At 66.2% G+C, this 19,609-nt stretch carries 16 protein-coding genes and 1 pseudogene; 14 read left to right on the forward strand and 3 right to left on the reverse strand.

All coding sequences use genetic code 11. The annotated features are described in order from the left end of the window. Nucleotides 1-79: 79 nt before the first annotated feature. Nucleotides 80-991 (reverse strand): response regulator, encoded by a 912-nt coding sequence (locus tag QF040_RS03675; RefSeq protein ID WP_429609895.1) that lies wholly within the window; start codon nucleotides 989-991, stop codon nucleotides 80-82. Then, nucleotides 963-4,361, reverse strand: coding sequence for a hybrid sensor histidine kinase/response regulator (locus QF040_RS03680; RefSeq protein WP_429609896.1), 3,399 nt, complete (start codon nucleotides 4,359-4,361; stop codon nucleotides 963-965). The genes QF040_RS03675 and QF040_RS03680 overlap by 29 nt, the downstream gene beginning before the upstream one ends. 250 nt (nucleotides 4,362-4,611) lie before the next feature. Between QF040_RS03680 and urtA the strand changes: the two genes are divergently transcribed. The 9 genes and pseudogenes from urtA to QF040_RS03725 all read left to right on the forward strand — a co-directional run bounded on the left by urtA (nucleotide 4,612) and on the right by QF040_RS03725 (nucleotide 13,184). After that, nucleotides 4,612-5,886, forward strand: coding sequence for an urea ABC transporter substrate-binding protein (urtA, locus tag QF040_RS03685; RefSeq protein ID WP_013541977.1), 1,275 nt, complete (start codon nucleotides 4,612-4,614; stop codon nucleotides 5,884-5,886). 155 nt (nucleotides 5,887-6,041) lie between these two features. After that, complete coding sequence (urtB, locus tag QF040_RS03690; protein WP_429609897.1) at nucleotides 6,042-6,956, forward strand: urea ABC transporter permease subunit UrtB; 915 nt, start codon at nucleotides 6,042-6,044, stop codon at nucleotides 6,954-6,956. A gap of 31 nt (nucleotides 6,957-6,987) precedes the next feature. Continuing rightward, complete coding sequence (gene urtC, locus QF040_RS03695; RefSeq protein WP_013541975.1) at nucleotides 6,988-8,181, forward strand: urea ABC transporter permease subunit UrtC; 1,194 nt, start codon at nucleotides 6,988-6,990, stop codon at nucleotides 8,179-8,181. A 15-nt stretch (nucleotides 8,182-8,196) separates the two neighbouring features. Next, the gene (gene urtD / locus QF040_RS03700; RefSeq protein ID WP_429609898.1) at nucleotides 8,197-8,940 is read left to right on the forward strand and encodes an urea ABC transporter ATP-binding protein UrtD; all 744 of its coding nucleotides are present in this window, start codon (nucleotides 8,197-8,199) and stop codon (nucleotides 8,938-8,940) included. Nucleotides 8,941-9,260: 320 nt separating this feature from the next. Continuing rightward, a complete protein-coding gene (gene urtE, locus QF040_RS03705) occupies nucleotides 9,261-9,950 on the forward strand; it encodes an urea ABC transporter ATP-binding subunit UrtE (protein WP_257860511.1) in 690 nt (229 codons plus the stop codon). Between the two features lie 24 nt (nucleotides 9,951-9,974). Next, nucleotides 9,975-11,208: pseudogene (fmdA, locus tag QF040_RS03710) on the forward strand (formamidase). A gap of 13 nt (nucleotides 11,209-11,221) precedes the next feature. Further along, nucleotides 11,222-11,566: an FmdB family zinc ribbon protein gene (locus QF040_RS03715; RefSeq protein ID WP_306876951.1), complete on the forward strand. Its 345-nt coding sequence runs from the start codon at nucleotides 11,222-11,224 to the stop codon at nucleotides 11,564-11,566. Between the two features lie 151 nt (nucleotides 11,567-11,717). After that, on the forward strand, nucleotides 11,718-12,068 hold the full coding sequence (locus QF040_RS03720; protein ID WP_429609899.1) for an alpha/beta hydrolase: 351 nt from the start codon (nucleotides 11,718-11,720) through the stop codon (nucleotides 12,066-12,068). A gap of 186 nt (nucleotides 12,069-12,254) precedes the next feature. Next, a complete protein-coding gene (locus QF040_RS03725) occupies nucleotides 12,255-13,184 on the forward strand; it encodes a MurR/RpiR family transcriptional regulator (RefSeq protein WP_429609900.1) in 930 nt (309 codons plus the stop codon). Here the strand turns inward: QF040_RS03725 and QF040_RS03730 are convergent. Further along, on the reverse strand, nucleotides 13,121-13,981 hold the full coding sequence (locus QF040_RS03730; RefSeq protein WP_429609901.1) for an HAD-IIA family hydrolase: 861 nt from the start codon (nucleotides 13,979-13,981) through the stop codon (nucleotides 13,121-13,123). The two genes, QF040_RS03725 and QF040_RS03730, sit on opposite strands and share 64 nt — an antisense overlap. A 185-nt stretch (nucleotides 13,982-14,166) precedes the next feature. Between QF040_RS03730 and QF040_RS03735 the strand changes: the two genes are divergently transcribed. The 5 genes from QF040_RS03735 (at nucleotide 14,167) to QF040_RS03755 (ending at nucleotide 19,591) form a co-directional block, all read left to right on the forward strand. Further along, nucleotides 14,167-15,102, forward strand: coding sequence for a phosphate/phosphite/phosphonate ABC transporter substrate-binding protein (locus QF040_RS03735; RefSeq protein ID WP_429609903.1), 936 nt, complete (start codon nucleotides 14,167-14,169; stop codon nucleotides 15,100-15,102). Between the two features lie 8 nt (nucleotides 15,103-15,110). Next, nucleotides 15,111-15,935, forward strand: a complete 825-nt coding sequence (gene phnC / locus QF040_RS03740; RefSeq protein WP_307507953.1) for a phosphonate ABC transporter ATP-binding protein — start codon at nucleotides 15,111-15,113, stop codon at nucleotides 15,933-15,935. Beyond that, nucleotides 15,932-16,930, forward strand: coding sequence for a phosphonate ABC transporter, permease protein PhnE (gene phnE, locus QF040_RS03745; protein WP_429609904.1), 999 nt, complete (start codon nucleotides 15,932-15,934; stop codon nucleotides 16,928-16,930). The genes phnC and phnE overlap by 4 nt, the downstream gene beginning before the upstream one ends. A 137-nt stretch (nucleotides 16,931-17,067) precedes the next feature. Further along, entirely contained in the window at nucleotides 17,068-17,268 is a 201-nt protein-coding gene (locus QF040_RS03750) for a hypothetical protein (RefSeq protein ID WP_429609905.1), read from the forward strand. Between the two features lie 55 nt (nucleotides 17,269-17,323). Beyond that, on the forward strand, nucleotides 17,324-19,591 hold the full coding sequence (locus QF040_RS03755) for a phosphocholine-specific phospholipase C (protein WP_429609906.1): 2,268 nt from the start codon (nucleotides 17,324-17,326) through the stop codon (nucleotides 19,589-19,591). The last annotated feature ends 18 nt before the right edge of the window (nucleotides 19,592-19,609 follow it).

Genomic DNA, 19,609 nt, shown 5'->3' on the forward strand with positions numbered 1-19,609 from the left:
CCGGTGATGCATTCATTCTGCAGAGCAACACAGGCGCATTCAATGACCGGAAAACCCGGGGGTAGGTACCCACCCCCTCCTAGGCGAGCTGCCCGCTCGCGAGCGCCGCGGCCGCTGCGCGCGTCTCCACGCCGAGCTTCTCGAAGATGTGCTCCAGGTGCTTGTTCACCGTGCGCGGACTGGTGCCCAGGATCTCGCCGATGTCGCGGTTGGTCTTGCCCTTGGCGAGCCATGACAGCACCTCGGTCTCGCGCGGTGTGAGCGCGGCTTCGGCCAGCCGCGCCGACGAAGCGCCAGCGGTGCCGTCGCGCTGCATCGCGAACAGCAGCATGGTTTCGCCGAGCGCCGCCGCGCCCAGGTTGCGCACCGACAGCCGCATGCCCGTCGCGGTGCCGATGACGATCGCCGCGCCCGCCACGAGCGCCCCTTCGAGCGACCGCGGCAGCAGCCCCGGCGACACCGGGTCTTCGAGCGCGTGCAGCCACAGCGCCGCTTGCGGTGAGCGCCACGCGATGCGCCCGCGCGTGTCCACGAACACCACGCCCATGCCGGCCACATCGACCGCATCGCGCGCCATGCGGGTGATGCGGGCATTGCGCGCGTGCGTGTGCAGGCGCGCCAGAACCTCCTGCGCGCGGATCGGCTTCACCACGTAGTCCACGCCGCCGCATTCGAAGCCTTCGACCACGTGCGAGGTTTCCGAAAGGCCGGTCATGAACAGCACGGGAATGTGCGCCCACGCCGGGTTGGCCTTGATGCGCCGGCAGGTCTCGAAACCCGAGAGGCCAGGCATCAAACCGTCGAGCAGGATCGCATCGGGCACCACGAGTTCGAGCCGCTGCAGCGCGGCCTCGCCGTCGGCAGCGACCAGCACGGTGTAGCCGCTGGCCTCCAGCGTGTCGCACAGCATGCCCAGGCTGCTGGGGGCGTCGTCCACCACCAGCACCACGGGGCGCTCGGATTCATGGCTGGGCAAGGGGAGTGTCTGCATCTTCTGCCAGTGCGTTGCGGAGGTTGTCGAGTTCGAAGCGGGTGACCATGCCGCGCAGCCACGTGCAGGTAGCGGCCGCGGCGGGCGACGCGGCGGCCAGCCGGTCGAGCACGGTCTGCAGGCCGCGTACATGGCCCATCTGAACGAGGCGCATCAGCTCGGCGCGATCGTCTTCCGAAAGCACGAGCTGCGGCGGGCGCAGCGCGCTTTCTTCTTCGCTCGCGGGGGGTATCGCGTCGCTGGCCGTCAGCCATTCGAGGCCCAGGTGCCGCTCCAGCGTGGCGATGAGTTCCGACTCGATCACCGGCTTGCCGACGAAGGCCTGGCAGCCCGCGGCGTTCAAGCGCTCGGTCTGGTTCTCGAACATGTTGGCCGAGACGATGATGATCGGGATGTCCTTGAAGCCCGAGGCGCGCACCGAGGTGGCGGTCTGCCAGCCGTCCATGTCGTCCATCGTGAGGTCGAGCAGGATCGCCGAGGGCAGCTCTTCGCGCAGGCTGTCCAGGCACTCGGTGCCGCTCGCGGCCTCGCGAATCTCGAAGCCCAGCGGCATCAGCATGCCGGCGAGCATCTGGCGCTGCACGGGCTGGTCGTCCACCACGAGCAGCGTGCGGCGCGCGCCGATGTAGCCCGACACCGGCTGCCGCAGGGCACCGCCCCTGGCTTGCGGGCCGGGGTCGGCGACCTCGCGCAGGTACACGCGCACGCTGAAGGTGCTGCCCGCGGGCGAGGTCTGCGCCAGGACCAGCTCGCCGCCCATCAGCGAAGTCAGCAGGGCGGTGATCGTGAGGCCCAGCCCCGTGCCCGGCTCGCCGCGCCGGCGCCCCGCGGCTCCGCGCTCGAAGGGCTCGAAGATGCGCAGGTGGTCCTGCGGCGCGACGCCGATGCCGGTGTCGACCACGTCGAAGCGCAGCACCTCGCGTCGCGCGTCCACATGCAGCGTGACGGTGCCGCTGTCGGTGAAGCGCACCGCGTTCGTCAGCAGGTTGATGAGGATCTGCCGCAGCCACTTGGCATCGGCATGCACCCAGGCCGGCAACTGCCCTGCGTGCGTGAAGACGAAGGCCAGGCCCTTGTTCTCCGCCTGCGGCCGCACCATGTGCACCAACTGGTCGAGAAAGGCCGGCAGCGCGAGCGGCGCCGGTTCCAGCTGCAGGCGGCCGGCCTCGATGCGCGCGAGGTCGAGCAGGCCGTCGATGAGGCCGAGCATGTGTTCGCCGCTGCGGTGGATGGTCTGCACCGCCTCGCGCGGCGGTGCGGCGGCATCGCCCTTGAGCAGGATCTGCGAATAGCCCAGGATGCTGTTGAGCGGTGTGCGCAGTTCGTGCGTCATGCCCGCGACGTAGCGCGTCTTGGCTTGGTTTGCTGCCTCGGCCGCTTCCTTGGCGGTCTGCAATGCGGCGTCGGTGCGGCGGTGGGCTTCGATTTCCAGCGCGAGCAGATTGTTGTGGCGGTTCGATTCCTCCTGCGCCATCTGGCGGCTCTCGCTGCCCAGCACCACCCACCATGCGGCCACTGCGGCCACGACCGACAGCAGTGCGAACACCTTCAGAAAGGCCGTGGACAAGGTCGGGTCGCTCGTGCCCGCGATGGCCTCCTGCGCATAGACCACGCCGACCACGGTGGCGAGCAGCGCGATCAGCGAGGTGGCCACCAGAAGATAGTGCGCCACGCGGAAGTTGAGCCGCGCGGAGAGCGCAGGCGGCAGCAGCGCCTGCAGCCACCCGCTCATCTGCTCGGCGGCGCGCGAGTCGGTCTTGCAGCGGTCGTGGCAGCGCGATTCGAGCGTGCAGCACAGCGAGCAGATCGGCGCGCTGTAGGCCGGGCAGTGCGCCATGTCTTCCGATTCGAAGCTGTTGTCGCACACCGAGCACTTCACGCTCTGGCCGGGCGCCCATCGGTCGATGTCGGTGCGCGCGAGGTAGTAGCGGCCGCGCGTCTTCCACGCGAGCAGCGGCGACACCGCCATGGCCGTCGCCAGCGCGATGAAGGGCGAAAAAGCCTTGGCCCATTGGCCGAGTGCGCCCGAATACGCGAGCATCGCTAGCGCGGCCGCGACCAGCATCGCGACCAGGCCCACGGGGTTGATGTCGTACAGGTGCGCGCGCTTGAACTCGATGGTCTTCGGGCTCCAGCCCAGCGGCTTGTTGATGACGAGGTCGGCCACCAGCGCACCGACCCAGGCGATGGCGATGTTGCTGTAGAAGCCCAGCACATGTTCCAGCGCGGCAAACACGCCGAGCGCCATCAGCAGGATCGCGATGGCCACGTTGAACACCAGCCACACCACGCGACCCGGGTGGCTGTGCGTGAGCCGCGCGAAGAAGTTCGACCAGGCGAGCGACCCCGCATAGGCGTTCGTGAGGTTGATCTTCATCTGCGAGACGACGACGAAGAGCACCGTCACGCCGAGGATCCACGCCGGATCGCGCAGCACGTACGAGAACCCCGTGAGGTACATCTGCGTCGGCTCGACCGCATGCGCGGCCGGTATCTCGTGCTGCAGCGCGAGAAACGCGAGAAAGGCGCCGCCCATCATCTTGAGCATGCCCGGCACGATCCAGCCTGGCCCCGCGACCAGCACCGCGGTCCACCAGCGGCCGCGGTTGGCGGCGGTCTTCTCGGGCAGGAAGCGCAGGTAGTCGACCTGCTCGCCGATCTGCACCACGAGCGAGAAGGCCACCGTGGCCGCCGCGCCGAACATCAGCGGATCGAAGCCGCTGCTGTCGGAGGTGCGGCCCACGAGGCCGGTGAAGTCGGCGTAGAGCTCGGGCTTTTTCACCATCACCGCGATGAAGGGGCACACGAAGAGAACGATCCAGATCGGCTGCGTCCAGAGTTGCAGCCCCGAGATGAGCGTGATGCCGCGCGCCACCAGCGGAATGATCACGATCGACGACACGAGGTACAGCAGCCACAGCGGCCAGTCGAGGTACATCTGCAGCGCGAGCGCGAGGATCGCCGCCTCCAGCGCGAAGAAGATGAAGGTGAAGCTCGCATAGATGAGCGAGGTGAGCGTGGAGCCCAGGTAGCCGAAGCCCGCGCCGCGGGTGAGCAGGTCCATGTCCACGCCGTGCCGTGCCGCGTAGTACGAGATCGGCAGGCCCGTGAGAAAGGTGATGAGCCCCACCACCAGGATCGCCCACAGCGCATTCGAGAAGCCGTAGCTCAGTGCGATGGCCCCGCCGATCGCCTCCAGCGCGAGGAACGACGTGGCGCCGAAAGCCGCGTTCGCCACCCGGAATTCGGACCACTTGCGAAAGCTGCGCGGCGTGTAGCGCAGCGCGTAGTCCTCCAGCGTCTCGTTCGCGACCCAGGCGTTGTAGTCGCGGCGGATGCGAAAGATCTTCTGTCCGGAGACGGATGTCATGGCGGGTTCTCGCGGCGGCGGTGGCATGGGCAGGTACAGCAAGAAGCGCTCCCTGTGCCTTCTTCCCCCGTGGCCGGCTTGCGAGTCTGCGGGCAGGACGGGTTCCCGCCGCTACGTTGAATGACGTATTCGCCGGAGAGGAACTGATTTCTAAAGTACCAGCCATGGTGCTCGGGGCACCGTCCGATGCACTGCGATGGTGCGCGGCTCACCCTTCCCAACCTGCTTCTCAACCTGCCTGGAGTTCCTGATGCCGCGTGATTCCGATCCTTCCTTCGATGCCCTCGACGCCATGGCCTTGCGCCGTCGTCGCCTGCTGCAGGGCGCCGCCGCGCTGCCCGTGATGGGCCTGAGCGGCCTGAGCTTCGGCCAGTCGCAGTTCCCCACCGCCAAGGTCAACACCACCAAGCTTGCGGTGACCGACACCGAAGTCACGGTGGGCCAGCTGCATTCGTCCACCGGCACCATGGCCATCTCGGAGACCGGCTCGATCCAGGCCGAGCAACTGGCCATCGACCAGATCAACGCCATGGGCGGCATCCTCGGCCGCAAGATCAAGGTCATCAAGGAAGACGGCGCCTCCGACTGGCCCACCTTCGCCGAGAAGTCGAAGAAGCTCCTGGTCAACGACCACTGCGCGGCCGTCTTCGGCTGCTGGACCAGCGCCTCGCGCAAGGCCGTGCTGCCGGTGTTCGAGAAGGAAAACGGCCTCCTGTACTACCCCACCTTCTACGAAGGCCTGGAGCAGAGCAAGAACGTGATCTACACCGGGCAAGAGGCCACGCAGCAGATCATCTGGGGCCTCGATTGGGGCGCGAAGGAGAAGAAGGCCAAGACCTTCTTCCTCGTCGGCTCCGACTACATCTGGCCGCGCACCTCGATGAAGATCGCGCGCAAGCACATCGAGAACTTCCAGAAGGGTTCGGTCAAGGGCGAGGAGTACTACCCGCTGGGCCACACCAACTTCAACTCGCTGATCAACAAGATCAAGGTCGCCAAGCCCGACTGCATCTTCGCTGCCGTGGTGGGCGGGTCCAACGTGGCCTTCTACAAGCAGCTGAAGGCCGCGGGCATCACCGGCGACAAGCAGTTCCTCTTGACGCTGGCCGTGACCGAGGACGAGATGACCGGCGTGGGCGGCGAGAACTTCGCGGGCTTCTATTCGTCCATGAAGTACTTCCAGTCGCTCGACAACGAGAACAACAAGAAGTTCGTGGCCGCCTTCAAGGCCAAGTACGGCAAGGACGCCGTCATCGGCGACGTGACGCAGGCGGGCTACCTCGGTCCATGGCTGTGGAAGGCCGCGGTCGAGAAGGCCGGCAGCTTCGATGTCGACAAGGTCGTGGCGGGTTCGCCGGGCATCGAGTTGAAGACGGCGCCCGAAGGCTACGTGAAGCTGGACGCGAACCATCACCTGTGGAGCAAGGCGCGCATCGGGCAGGGGCAGCTCGACGGGACGTTCAAGGTGGTTGCCGAATCGGCTGAGTTGATCAAACCCGATCCGTTCCCCAAGGGCTACCAGTAAGTCTTTGCCTTTCTCCCTCCCCTCCCGGGGGAGGGTTGGGGTGGGGGCCAGCGGCCATCGATAAAGCCTTGCGCTCGCGAGCGCCGCCGAGCCCCCATCCCAACCTTCCCCCGGAGGGGGAAGGGCCAACATCCAAATACCTGGAACCTGTCGCCATGACTCTGTCGGACATGATGAACATCGGCCTCATGCAGGGCTTCGCGGGGCTGAGCCTCTTCGCGGTGCTGCTGCTCATGGGCCTGGGCCTCGCGATCATCTTCGGCCAGATGGGCGTCATCAACATGGCGCATGGCGAGTTCATGACCATCGGCGCCTACTCGATCTACCTGGCCGCACAGGTGACGGAGCGGATGGCGCCCGCGTTCATGCCGTATTACTTTCCGATCGCCATCGGCCTGGCGTTCGTGTTCGCCTTCATCGTCGGCTGGATCGTGGAGTGGGTGCTGATTCGCCACCTCTACAAGCGCCCGCTCGACACGCTGCTCGCCACCTGGGGCGTGAGCCTGGGGCTGCAGCAGATTTTCCGCACCTTCATCGGCCCGAAGGAAGTGAGCCCGACGCTGCCGGAATGGATCATGGGCTCATGGACGCCGCATGAAGGCCTCGATATTCCGATCAACGGCCTCTTCGTGCTCGCGCTCACCGGGCTGGTCACCTGCGGCGTGCTCATCGCGCTGCACAAGAGCCGCTGGGGCCTGCGCGTGCGCGCCACCGTGGCCAACCGCACGATGGCCAATGCCACCGGCATCGACACCATGAAGACCGACCGCCTGACCTTCGCCATCGGCTGCGGCATTGCCGGCATGGCGGGCGCGGCCTTCACCACCATCGGATCGACCGGGCCGACCTCGGGCTCGCTCTACATCGTCGATGCCTTCCTGGTCGTCACCTTCGGCGGCGCCGCGAGCCTCTTGGGTACCGTGGTCTCGGCCTTTGGCATTGCGCAGACGCAGTCGATCTCCGAGTTCTTCATGACAGGCTCGATGGCCAAGGTGCTGACGCTCTCGCTGATCGTGCTGATTTTGATGATGCGGCCCCAAGGCCTCTTTGCAGTCAAGGTGCGTCGTTGATGAACCCGATTTCTTCCTGGAGAACGTTCCGATGAATTTCATCAAGGCCTCGATCCTGCGCTACCAGCTGGGCAGTCTCCTGCTGCTGGTGCTGCTGCTGGCGGTCGTGCTGCCGCTCTCGCTCGACATCTTTCGCTTGAACCTCGTGGGCAAGTACCTCACCTACGCCTTCGTCGCCGTGGGGCTCGTCATGGTGTGGGGCTACGGCGGCGTGCTGAGCCTGGGGCAGGGCGTGTTCTTCGGCATCGGCGGCTATGCGATGGCGATGTTTCTGAAGCTCGAAGCCTCCGACCCGATCACCACCAAGATCCAGTCGACCCCCGGCATTCCGGACTTCATGGACTGGAACCAGATCACCGAGTTGCCCGCGCTGTGGCTGCCCTTCAAGAGCTTGCCGCTGAGCCTCGCGCTGGTGGTGCTCGCACCGATGGCGCTGGCCTGGCTCGTGAGCTTCGCGATGTTCAAGCGCCGCGTGGGCGGCGTGTACTTCGCGATCATCACGCAGGCGGTGGCGCTGATCTGCACCGTGCTCATCATCGGACAGCAGGGCTACACTGGCGGCGTCAATGGCATGACCGACCTGAAGACGATGCTGGGCTGGGACACGCGCACCGACGGCGCAAAGTACATCCTCTACTACGTGTGCGTCGGCCTGCTGGTCGCGAGCATCCTCCTGTGCCGCTTCATCCAGACCAGCAAGCTCGGCACGCTGCTGCTCGCAATGCGCGACAAGGAAGACCGCGTGCGCTTCTCGGGCTACGACGTGTCGAACTTCAAGGTCTTCATCTTCTGCCTCGCGGCCGGGCTCTCGGGCATCGGTGGCGCGATGTTCGCGCTGCAAGTGGGCTTCATGTCGCCGAGCTTCGTGGGCATCGTGCCCTCCATCGAGATGGTGATCTTCTGCGCGGTCGGTGGGCGCATGAGCCTGGTGGGCGCGGTGTACGGCGCGCTGCTGGTCAATGCGGGCAAGACGCTGTTCTCCGAGAGCTTTCCGGACCTGTGGCTCTTCCTGATGGCCGGGCTCTTCATCGGCGTGACGATGGCGTTCCCGATGGGCTTGGCGGGCCTGTGGGACGAGAAGATCAAGCCCTGGTGGAAGGGCCGCCGCCAGGCGCTGCGCGAGGCCGCGGTGCAACCGCCGCCCGCCATGCCGATGACGCCCGCGGCACCCGTCGTATCGCCCGAACCCCACCTGCCTGAAGGTGTCGGCAGCCAACGCGCCTGAACCCGGAACACCCTCATGAGCAACACCGACTTCGCGCTCGCCGTGGAAGACCTCACCGTCTCCTTCGACGGCTTCAAGGCCATCGACGACCTGACGCTCTACATCGACAAGAACGAGCTGCGCGTGATCATCGGCCCCAACGGCGCCGGCAAGACCACGCTGCTCGACCTGATCTGCGGCAAGACCAAGGCCAGTGCCGGCAGCATCAAGTTCAAGAACACCGAGCTCACGAAGATGGCCGAGCACAAGCGCGTGCGGCTCGGCATCGGCCGCAAGTTCCAGACGCCGTCCATCTACGAGAACCTCAGCGTGTTCCAGAACCTGGAGGTGTCCTTTCCGAAAGGCCGCTCGGTGTTCGGTGCGCTGGCGTTCAAGTGCGACGACGAGGTCAAGGCCAAGGTGCAGGCGGTGGCCGATGACATCGGCCTGGCGGACAAACTGCGCACCGAAGCGGGCCTGCTGAGCCACGGCCAGAAGCAGTGGCTGGAAATCGGCATGCTGCTGATGCAGGAGCCCGAGCTGCTGATGCTCGACGAGCCCATCGCCGGCATGAGCGCGCGCGAACGCGAACTCACCGCCGACTTGCTCAAGCGCATCTGCCAGAACCGCGCGGTGATCGTCATCGAGCACGACATGGCCTTCGTCAAGCAGATCGCGCACAAGGTCACCGTGATGCATCAGGGAAAGATCCTCGCCGAAGGGCCGATGGAGAAGGTGCAGGCGGACCCGAAGGTCATCGACGTTTATCTGGGGCACTAGATGAAACACCGTCGTTCAGGGCGCGATCACGCCGACGGGGTACGCGGCGAAGCGAATGTCCCCCGGCTTCGCCTCCTCCTTGATTTCGCTGCGCAAGGCACCCCATCGGCGTGCTCGTTTTTCAGTGCAGTCGTTGATCGGCGATCTGCCGGCAGCGCTCGCAAGTGCGCAGGGCATCGGGTGCTCCCCGCAGCGAAATCAAGGAGGAGGGCGAAGCCCGGGGGACATTCGCGGAGGGGAGTACCCGGTGGCCTGTGCACACGCCCCGAACGACAACGACCAGCACACAAAAACCCGGAGTCATCGAGATGAGCAACATCATGCTGAAGGTCGACGACCTGCACACCGCCTACGGTCAGAGCGAGGCGCTGCACGGCATTTCGTTCGTAGGCCATGCCAACGAAACCGTCGCCATCATGGGCCGCAACGGCATGGGCAAGACCACGCTGTTCAAGAGCCTGATGGGCGTGCTGCCGATCAAGAGCGGACGCATCGAAGTGGCCGGTCAGGACGTGTCGCGCGACGAGAGTTTCCGCCGTGTGGCCAAGGGCATCGCCTACGTGCCGCAGGGCCGGATGATCTTCCCGACGCTCACGGTGGAAGAGAACATTCAGACGGGCCTGGAGAACTCGAAGACCAGGCGCATTCCCGAAGAGATCTACGCGCTGTTCCCCGTGCTCTGGGACATGAAGCGCCGCAAGGGCGGCAACCTTTCGGGCGGTCAGCAACAGCAGCTTGCGATTGCACGCGCACTCGTCACCGACCCCAAGGTGCTGCTGCTCGACGAGCCCACCGAAGGCATTCAGCCTTCGATCATCAAGGACATCGCCAAGGCGTTGAACGAGATCCGCAAGCTGCGCGGCATCACCATCGTCGTGTCCGAGCAGGTGCTGAGTTTCGCGATGGACGTGGCCGACCGGCTCTTCGTCATCGAAGGCGGCCGGCTGGTGCACGAGACCGCGCGCGACAAGACCGATGTCGATCACATCAAAGCCTATCTCTCTGTCTAACCACAACCCCAGGAGCCACTGCAAATGACGGACACGCTGATCAAGGTCGACCTGACCAAGTCACCCACGGAGAACGAGAACATCCACAACCGCTGGCACCCGGACATCCCGATGGCCTGCTGGGTCAACCCCGGCGACGACTTCATCCTGGAAACCTTCGACTGGACCGGCGGCTTCATCAAGAACAACGACAGCGCCGACGACCGTGCGCGACATCGACCTGAGCACGGTGCACTACCTCTCGGGCCCGGTGGGCGTGAAGGGCGCGGAGCCCGGCGACTTGCTGGTGGTCGACCTGCTGGATATCGGCGCGAAGCAGGACAGCCTCTGGGGCTTCAATGGTTTCTTCTCGAAGAAGAACGGCGGCGGCTTCCTCACCGATCACTTCCCCGAGGCGCAGAAATCGATCTGGGACTTCAAGGGCATGTTCACGAGCTCGCGCCACATTCCGGGCGTCAACTTCGCGGGACTGATCCATCCGGGCCTCATCGGTTGCCTGCCCGACAAGCCGATGCTGGACATGTGGAACGAGCGCGAAGGCAAGCTCATCGCCACCGACCCGGACCGCGTGCCCGGCCTTGCGAATCCGCCGTTCGCCGGCACTGCGCACATGGGCAGGATGACCGGCGAAGCACGCGCGAAGGCAGCAGCAGAGGGCGCGCGCACGGTGCCGCCGCGCGAGCACGGCGGCAACTGCGATATCAAGGACCTCTCGCGCGGCTCCAAGGTGTTCTTCCCCGTGTACGTCGATGGCGCGGGCCTGAGCGTGGGCGACCTGCACTTCAGCCAGGGCGACGGCGAAATCACCTTCTGCGGTGCCATCGAGATGGCGGGCTGGGTGCACATGAAGGTCACACTCATCAAGGGCGGCATGGCCAAGTACGGCATCAAGAACCCGATCTTCAAGCCCAGCCCGATCACGCCGCAGTACAACGACTACCTGATCTTCGAAGGCATCTCGGTCGACGAGAGCGGCAAGCAGCATTACCTCGACGTGAACGTGGCCTATCGCCAGGCGTGCCTGAACGCCATCGAGTACCTGAAGAAGTTCGGCTACTCGGGCGCGCAGGCTTATTCGATCCTCGGCACGGCGCCGGTGCAAGGCCACATCAGCGGTGTGGTCGATGTGCCGAATTCATGCGCGACGCTGTGGCTGCCCACGGGCATCTTCGACTTCGACATCAACCCCAACGCATCGGGCCCGGTGAAGTTCATCGACGGCAGCATCGACATGCCGCTGTCGCACGACCTGCGCTGAAGAGAAACCAGCCATGCCGACCTACGACTACGCCTGCGGGCAATGCGGCGGCTTCGATGCGCTGCGGCCTTCGGGCCAGCGCGACGAACCGGCTGCGTGCCCCGACTGCGGATGTGCTTCGCCGCGTGTACTTTCGGCCGCACCGCGGCTCGCGTTGATGGCTTCGGGCACGCGCAGTGCGATGGAGACCAACGAGCGCGCGCGGCACGAGCCGGGGAGTTCCCGCGACTACGCGCGCTTCAAGCATCCGGCGGGCTGCGGCTGCTGCTCGGCATCGTCCCGCCGCAGCGCGACGGTGACCGCGCCGAGCGGTGCGAAGTCGGCGCCGTCGAAGCGGCCCTGGATGATTTCGCATTGATGCTGCACGCAAGGGCGCGGCCGTGCAGCAAGCCGGAGCAATTGACGATTGTTTCAATCTTGTGAACGCCGCGATTCTTTTTGCCGCGGTTTTTTGAAGGGCTTCAGGATCAAACTTCTCCTCACCAACCAACCGTTTGAAGGAGATTGAAATGAATGCCTCGAAGATCCTCGCTGCTGCTGCTCTCTCGCTCCTGGCTGCCGCCGGTGCGCAAGCAGAAACCTATGACGGCGTGCACACCGTGAACTCGTCGGTGTCGCGTGCGGAAGTCGCTCCGCAAGCCGTTGCCGCCGCACGCGCCGGCAACGAATACGGCGAAGGTGCCACCGCCGGTGCGCAACCCTTCACCTCGACCGCGAACCGCGCGACCATCCAGGCCGAAGCCGTTGCCAAGGCCCACGATCCGTTCGCGAGCCTCGACCGCCGCGCGTTCTACCGCGACGAAGTGCCTGCTGCCTACAAGAAGCCCAGCGTGTCGTTCACGCGCCAAGCCGGCCTCTGATCCGATTGCTCAGATCGGCACCATGAAGAACGGACCCTCGGGTCCGTTTTTTCGTTTCCGCGGCGGCCTCGTCGTCCGGTCCTGAATGCCTCGAGCGTCCAGGTGGCGATCTACTCGTCGTTGTGGAGGTGCTGCGCATTGCGCGCCGCACGAAACCGCCATCGAGGGCGGGTAAGCTCGCGCCCCATGAAGCGCAACAGCCCCCCCAGATCCGCCGGTTCCAAGGTCATCAAGGCCGCCGGTACGCCGCCGCCCGAGTTGCCGGACGGCCAGGTCTCGGCGGTATTGGCACGCATCGAGACGCTGTGGTCGTCGCTCGGCCCCGTGGGCCAGCGCATTGCCGACTTCATCGTGAAGAACCCGCGCGAGGTGGTCCACATGTCGGTGAGCGAGGTGGCCGAGCGCACCGGCTCCAGCGAAGGCAGCATCGTGGGCCTGTGCAAGAACCTCGGCGCCACCGGCTTCCAGCAGATCAAGATCGCGCTCGCACAGGAGATCGTGCAGCCGGTGCAGTTCATCCATGAAGACCTCGATCCGCAGGACAAGGCCGACGCGGTGATCCGCAAGATCTTCCAGAGCAATGTGCAGACGCTGCGCGACACGCAGGCCACGCTCGACGCGAAGGCGCTGGAGCGCGCGGTCAAGCTTTTTCGCGCGGCAGAGCGCATCGAGATCTACGGCATCGGAAGCTCCGCCACCATCGCCGAAGACGCCCACTACCGCATGCTGCGCATTGGCCTGAATGCCAAGGTGGTGGTCGATTCGCACGTGCAGGCCATCAGCGCTTCGCTCACCGATCCGAGGGTGGCGGTGCTCACCATTTCGCATTCGGGCAGCACGCACGAGACGGTCACGGCCACGCGGCTGGCCAAGGAGGCGGGCGCCTCGACGGTGTGCATCACCAACTTCGGCAAGTCGCCGCTCCAGGCCTTTGCCGACGTGGTGCTGTTCACCATGGCGCGCGAAACCAGCTTTCGCACCGAGGCGATGACCAGCCGGCTCGCGCAGCTGGCGATCATCGATGTGCTGATCGCCTGCCTCGCGCTGTCGGACTACGACACCTCGGTGCGCACGTTGCGCCAGACCTTCGACGTGCTTTCGCTCAAGAGGTACTGAGGCGCGTCTTCCTGCGCAGGTGGCGAAGGCCTGAACAGCCCGGCCACGGTGGGCGCGACCGCCCCCGGTGCTTGCCCGACCAGCAGGCAGCCGATGCCCAGCCGCGCGGCGCCTTCCGCATCGGTGAGCGGGTTGTCGCCGATGACCACGGTGCTTGCGGGCTCTGCGCCCAGGCGGCGCAGGCCTTCCTCGAACAGCAGCGGCGCGGGCTTGCCGATCACGCGCCACGGCTGCACGCCGCTCGCGGCGACCACGGCCGCGAGCAGCGAGCCGGTCTCGGGCACCACGCGGCCTTGCGGACCGGGGTGCGTGGCGTCGGCATTGGTCACCATCAGCCTGGCGCCGCGCAGCAGTTCGTTCGCGGCAGCGGCCAGGCGTGCATGGCTGAAGTGCATGTCCAGCGCGAGCAGCACGAAGTCGGCATTCGCCTGAACGAGGTCGCAGCCCTCGGCACGCGCGAAGCGCTGCAAGGCGATGCTGCCGATCAGCAGCACGCGCGCGCCCGGGTGCTGCTGCGCCAGCTGCCGCACCGCCAGCTCGCCGGCCAGCACGATGCGCCCCGGCGGCACGCGCAGGCCCAGCCGGCGCAGGCGCTGCGCAAGGCCCCGGGCCGTGTGCGTGGAGTTGTTCGAAACGATGGCGTAGCGGTCGTGAAAGTGCGCGAGCAGCCCGGCCGCGCCGTCGATCGCTTCCTGCTGGCGCACCAGCGTGCCATCGAGGTCGACGAGCAAGTGGCGGGCCTGGGTGAGCCATTCGCCTTTCGCTGTTGCTATTGCTGTCTTGAAATTCGTGCTCATGGATCTCCGGTGTCGGCCGACCGGTATCTCGGCCATGGCGGCGGATTGTATTGAACATTGCTCAGTGGATTTGAGATTTTGAATTGAGCTAATTTCATTTTCTTGTCATCTTTGGTTTCTAAGCTCACCGGCATCCGAGCGATGAACTCCGCTCGCTACCCCGATCCGAAACCAAGGAACCGATCATGAAAAAGCTCCTCGCCGTCGCGGCCGCAGTCTTCTCGCTGTCCGCTGCGCTTTCCCTGCCGGCGCATGCGCAATCCGTGGCCGACGGCTCGCGCGAGCATCCGCTGCGCGTGCTGCTGATTCCCGCCGACGGCGGCACCGAGTCGGGCACCAAGGCCGACTACGCGCCCGTCTTCAACGCCATCACCCGCACCACGGGCCTGAACTTCGACCTGAAGGTCGGCCAGTCGTACGGCGCCGTGGTCGAGGGCATGTGCAACCAGCTCGCCGACATCGCCTTCTTCGGCCCCGTGTCCTATGTGCAGGCCCACAAGCGCGGCTGCGCGCAATTGCTGGCGGTCGGCGTGGAGAAGGGCGCCTCGGTGTACTACGCCGGCATGTTCGCCAAGGCCAATGCGCCCATCGCCGCGATCAAGGACGTGAAGGGCAAGCGCGTGGCCTTCGGCGACGTCAACTCGGCATCGAGCTTCACCTTCCAGGTCGCGATGCTGATGGACGCCGGCATGGACCCTGCCAAGGACCTCGCGGCCATCCGCATGACCGGCAGCCACGCAAGCAGCCTGGCCGCGCTGGTGCAGGACCAGGTCGATGTGGCCTCGCTCTCGTTCGACTCGTACGAGAAGGCCGTGAAGCAGGGCGCTGTCGATCCGAAGACGGTGAAGGTCATCGCGAAGAGCATCGCAATTCCATACCCGCCGCTCGCGCTCAACTCGAAGCTGCCCGAGCCGCTCAAGACCAAGCTGAAGGACGCCTTCCAGACGGTCAACAAGGCCCCCGGCATCACGCCCGACATGATCCGCGGCTATGGCGGCGGCAAGATCGACGGCTACGACACGAAGTTCTCGGAAGACGAGTTCAACGTCGCCGCCGAGAAGCTCGGCCTCCTGACCGACGAACTCAAGGGCCGCATCCTCGCCAAGGCCGCGGAGCGTTGAGCACGGCCATGCTGAACTTCGATTCGGTCGCCATGCGCTATGCCGACGGCACGCGCGCGCTCGACGGCGTCTCGCTGCAGGTGCCGGCCGGCCAGTTCTGCGTGGTGCTGGGCTCCTCGGGCGCGGGCAAGTCGACGCTGCTGCGCATGGCCAACGGGCTGGTCAAGCCCACGCAGGGCGCGGTGCAGGTCGAAGGCGTGCCGATCGTGGCCGCGGCGCTGGCCCGCGTCCGGCCGCGCATCGGCATGATCCACCAGCAGTTCAACCTCGTGCTGCGCTCCACCGTCGCCGAGAACGTGCTGGCCGGCGCGCTGCCCGCGATGCCGACATGGCGCGCGCTGCTGGGCCTGTTCACCGACGCGCAGCGCGCCAAGGCCTGTGCGCTGATCGAATCGGTCGGCCTGCAGGAGCAGCACCTGCTGCGCCGCGTGAGCGAACTCTCGGGCGGCCAGCAGCAGCGCGTGGGCATCGCCCGCGCCTTCATGCTCGATCCGCCGCTGGTGCTCGCCGACGAGCCGGTGGCGAGCCTCGATCCGCAGACCAGCCACGACGTGCTTTCGCTCCTGCGGCGCGAGGCGCGCGAGCGCGGCACCACGGTGCTGTGCAGCCTGCACCAGATCGAGCTGGCCTGCGAATTCGCCGACCGCATCGTGGCGCTGCGCCACGGCGCGGTGGTATTCGACGGCGCGCCCGAAGCTTTCGATCCCAAGGTCTTCGATGCGATCTACGGCCGGCCCGCGACTGCTTCGCAACCGCAAGGTCCACTGACCGAACCCGAGGCCGTGCTGCCATTGCACACCGGCCACGCGGGACTGCTGGAAATGGCGCAATGACAAGACCCGCATCCGCTTGGGAACTGCCGCGCCCCTTCGGCACCCGCAGCCTCGTCGTGCTGTTCCTCGTGCTCGTCGCCGGCTTCTTCGCCGGCCAGCGCGTGGAGATGGGCCGCATGCTCTCGCTCACTGGCGAAGGCGTGCTCGCCGCCGTGGGCCTGCGCGACCAGTCGCAGGTGCTCTCGGGCCTCGGCACCATCGCGCGCTCGCTCTTTCCGCCGCAGGTTTCGGAGCGCACCGAGGTCGCGCGCATCGAGGGCTTCGACCGCAACCAGCTGCCCTGGTTCTCGCATGTCGAGACCGAGGAATCGCACCAGCCCAAGCTCAATCCGCAGACGCTGCAGATGGAGGAGGTGGTCGACCGGCGCGAGGTGCTCGTCGAGCCCTTCGGCTATCTCTGGCATGTGGCGGTGAAGATGCTCGAGACCTTCGAGATCGCCATCTGGGCCACGCTGCTGGCCATCGTGCTGAGCGCGCCGCTGGCCTGGTGCAGCGCGAAGAACTACACGCCGAACCGCACCGTCTACACGCTGGCGCGCAGCGTGGTGGGCATGTTCCGCGCGGTGCCCGAGCTGGTGAGCGCGTTGTTCCTGGTGCTGGCCTACGGCTTCGGCCCCATCGCCGGCGTGCTGGCCCTCGCGCTGCACTCGGCGGGCTTTCTCGGCAAGTTCTACGCGGAAGACATCGAGACCGCCGACGACAAGCCGCAAGAGGCACTGCGCGCCATCGGCGCGAACAAGCTGAAGGTGATGCGCTTCGCGGTGCTGCCCCAGGTGATGCCGCAGTTCATTGCCTACACGCTCTACGTGCTGGACCGCAACGTGCGCATGGCCACCGTGGTGGGCCTGGTGGGCGCGGGCGGCATCGGGCAGGAACTGAAGGGCCGCTACGACATGTACAACTATGCGCACGTCGGAACGATCCTGATCGCGATCTTCCTGACGGTCCTCGTGCTCGACAGGGTCGCAGCCCGCCTGCGCAGCCGCTATGCCTGAGCGCTAGCCCCACCCATCCCCCGACTTTCTTCCGACTCCGGTGCGAGCCCTTCACGGGCCCGCAGGGGAGCGGCTTTGCCTCCGATTTCGCTTTTTTGCTTCCTCCCTCACGCCCAACCGACTCCAAAGGACACCTCATGAAATCAGCTTCTTCCCGGTACGGCCTCGCTGCGGCGGCCCTCGTCTTGTGCCTTGGCCTCGCCGCCTGCGGTGGTGGTGGCGGCGGCAGTGGCGGCTTGCCCATCCTTCCGCCGGGCCAGACGCCGCCTGCCGGTAGCGGCCCGCAGCAGCCGGGCGGCGACCAACCCCAGCAGCCCGCCTTGAAGTGCGCGCCCTGACAGCGTCCATCGACAACCGATCAGCCCCCTAATTCCCCGCGTTGAAAGACCACCCATGAACACCACCAACCGTCGCGATTTCTTCCGCAAGTCGGCAGGCGCCATCGGCGCCGCCTCGGCCCTGACGATGCTGCCGCCCGTGATCCGCAAGGCGCTCGCCGTCGAGGCTGCCGTCGACACCGGCACCATCAAGGACATCAAGCACATCGTGATCCTGATGCAGGAGAACCGCAGCTTCGACCACTACTTCGGCACCCTGCGCGGCGTGCGCGGCTTCGGCGACCGCTTCCCGATTCCGCTGGCCAACGGCAAGCCGGTGTACTTCCAGCCCAACTCCGTTGTCGGCGGCCCTGATATCCAGCCCTTCCGCCGTGACTCCACGATCGCCAATGCGCTGATCGGCTCGGGCACGCCGCACAACTTCCCCGACATGCAGGGCGCATGGAACCAGGGAAAGATGGACCGCTGGATCCAGTTCAAGAACCAGGCGACGATGGGCTATTACCTCCGCGAAGACATTCCGTTCCAGTTCGCGCTGGCCGATGCCTTCACGATCTGCGACGGCTATCACTGCTCCATCCTCACCGGCACCGATCCGAACCGCATCGTGTTCTGGTCGGGCTCCAACTTCAATCCGGAACTGCGCAAGAAGGGCATCAACAGCACGGACACCGATTCCGAACCGGTGAACTCGCGCTGCTGGCCCAGCCCCTCCAACTGGGTCGCGGGACGGGCGCAAAAGACCGACGGCACGGGCCAGACCGATGCGACGGGTGCCTACAACTACAAGTACGTCAACAACTCCTTCAAGTGGGACACGCTGCCCGACGTGCTGCAGAAGGCCGGCATCACCTGGCACATCTACCAGAACATGAACAACAACTGGACGGGCGCCATGAACGGCTGCCTGGCCTTCGAGAGCTTCCGCACCGCGCAGCCGGGCTCGCCGATCTATGAGCACGGCCTCACGGGCGGACCCGCGACGGCGGACGGCGCCACGAACTTCCTCGCCCAGCTCAAGCAGGACGTGCTGAACGACACCCTGCCGCAGGTCTCGTGGGTGCTGCCCACGCAGGCGCTGGCCGAGCATCCGGGCAGCAGCGAAGGCGTGGCCGGCGCGGCCGACTTCATCTCCGACGTGCTGACCGCGCTGACCTCGAACCTCGCGGTCTGGAGCAAGACGGCACTGTTCGTCACCTTCGACGAGAACGACGGCTTCTTCGACCACCTGGCGATGCCCGCGGTGCCCTCGTACGACGCCAACGGCGAGCTGATGGGCAAGTCCACCGTGCCGCTGGACGGCGAATACTTCGACGCCTCCGTGGGCAGCTACCTGAACGCGGCCGACACCACCAGCGGCAAGACGCGCCCCTGGGGCCTGAGCTCGCGCGTGCCGATGTACGTGGTCTCGCCGTGGAGCAAGGGCGGCTGGGTCAATTCGCAGGTGTTCGACCACACCTCGATGGGCCGCTTCCTGGAGCAGCGCTTCGGCATCACGATCGACGCGATCAGCCCATGGCATCGTGCGGTCTGCGGCGATCTCACCTCGTGCTTCGATTTCGTGAGCCCGAACGATCCGGTCGTTCCCAAGCTGCCCGACACGAGCGGCTATCCCGCGGTCAATGCGGCGCAGAAGCTGCTGGGCAACACGGGCGCCGTGACCAAGGCCCCCGCCACGCCGCAGCCGCTGTACCAGGAAACCGGCACGCGCTTCTCGCGCGCGCTGCCCTACGAGCTGCACACCAGCGCGCGCATCGAGCCGCGCGGTCTCGTGTCGCTGATCTTCAGCAACACCGGCAACCAGGGCGCGGTGTTCCACGTCTACGACAAGCTGCACCTGGACCGCATTCCGCGCCGCTACACCGTGGAAGCCGGCAAGCAGCTCACCGACTACTGGAACGCCGGCGCCACCGACAGCGGCAAGTACGAGCTGTGGGTGTACAGCAGCAACGGCTTCGTGCGCACCTTCAAGGGCGACGCGCTGGCCACCGACGCCGCGGCCTTCAAGCCCGAAGTGCAGGTCTGCTACGACCCGGCCGCTGGCCAGGTCTACGTGAAGGTGCACAACACCGGCACGGGCGCCGGCACGGGCGCCGGCACGGTGTCGGTCAAGGCCAATGCCTACCGCACCGACGGTCCCTGGTCGCTCGACGTGGCCGCGGGCGCCACCGGCCTCCTGCACTGGAACCTGGAGAACAGCGGCCACTGGTACGACTTCACCGTGACCGCCGACAACTTCGAGCGCCGCTTCTCGGGCCGCGTCGAAACGGGCAAGCCGAGCGTGAGCGATCCGGCGATGGCACTGCATCTGTCGGCCGTCTGAACGCGCACCTTCAACGAC

The organism is Variovorax sp. W2I14 (assembly GCF_050435205.1).
GTDB classification, from domain to species: Bacteria; Pseudomonadota; Gammaproteobacteria; order Burkholderiales; family Burkholderiaceae_C; genus Variovorax; species Variovorax paradoxus_C.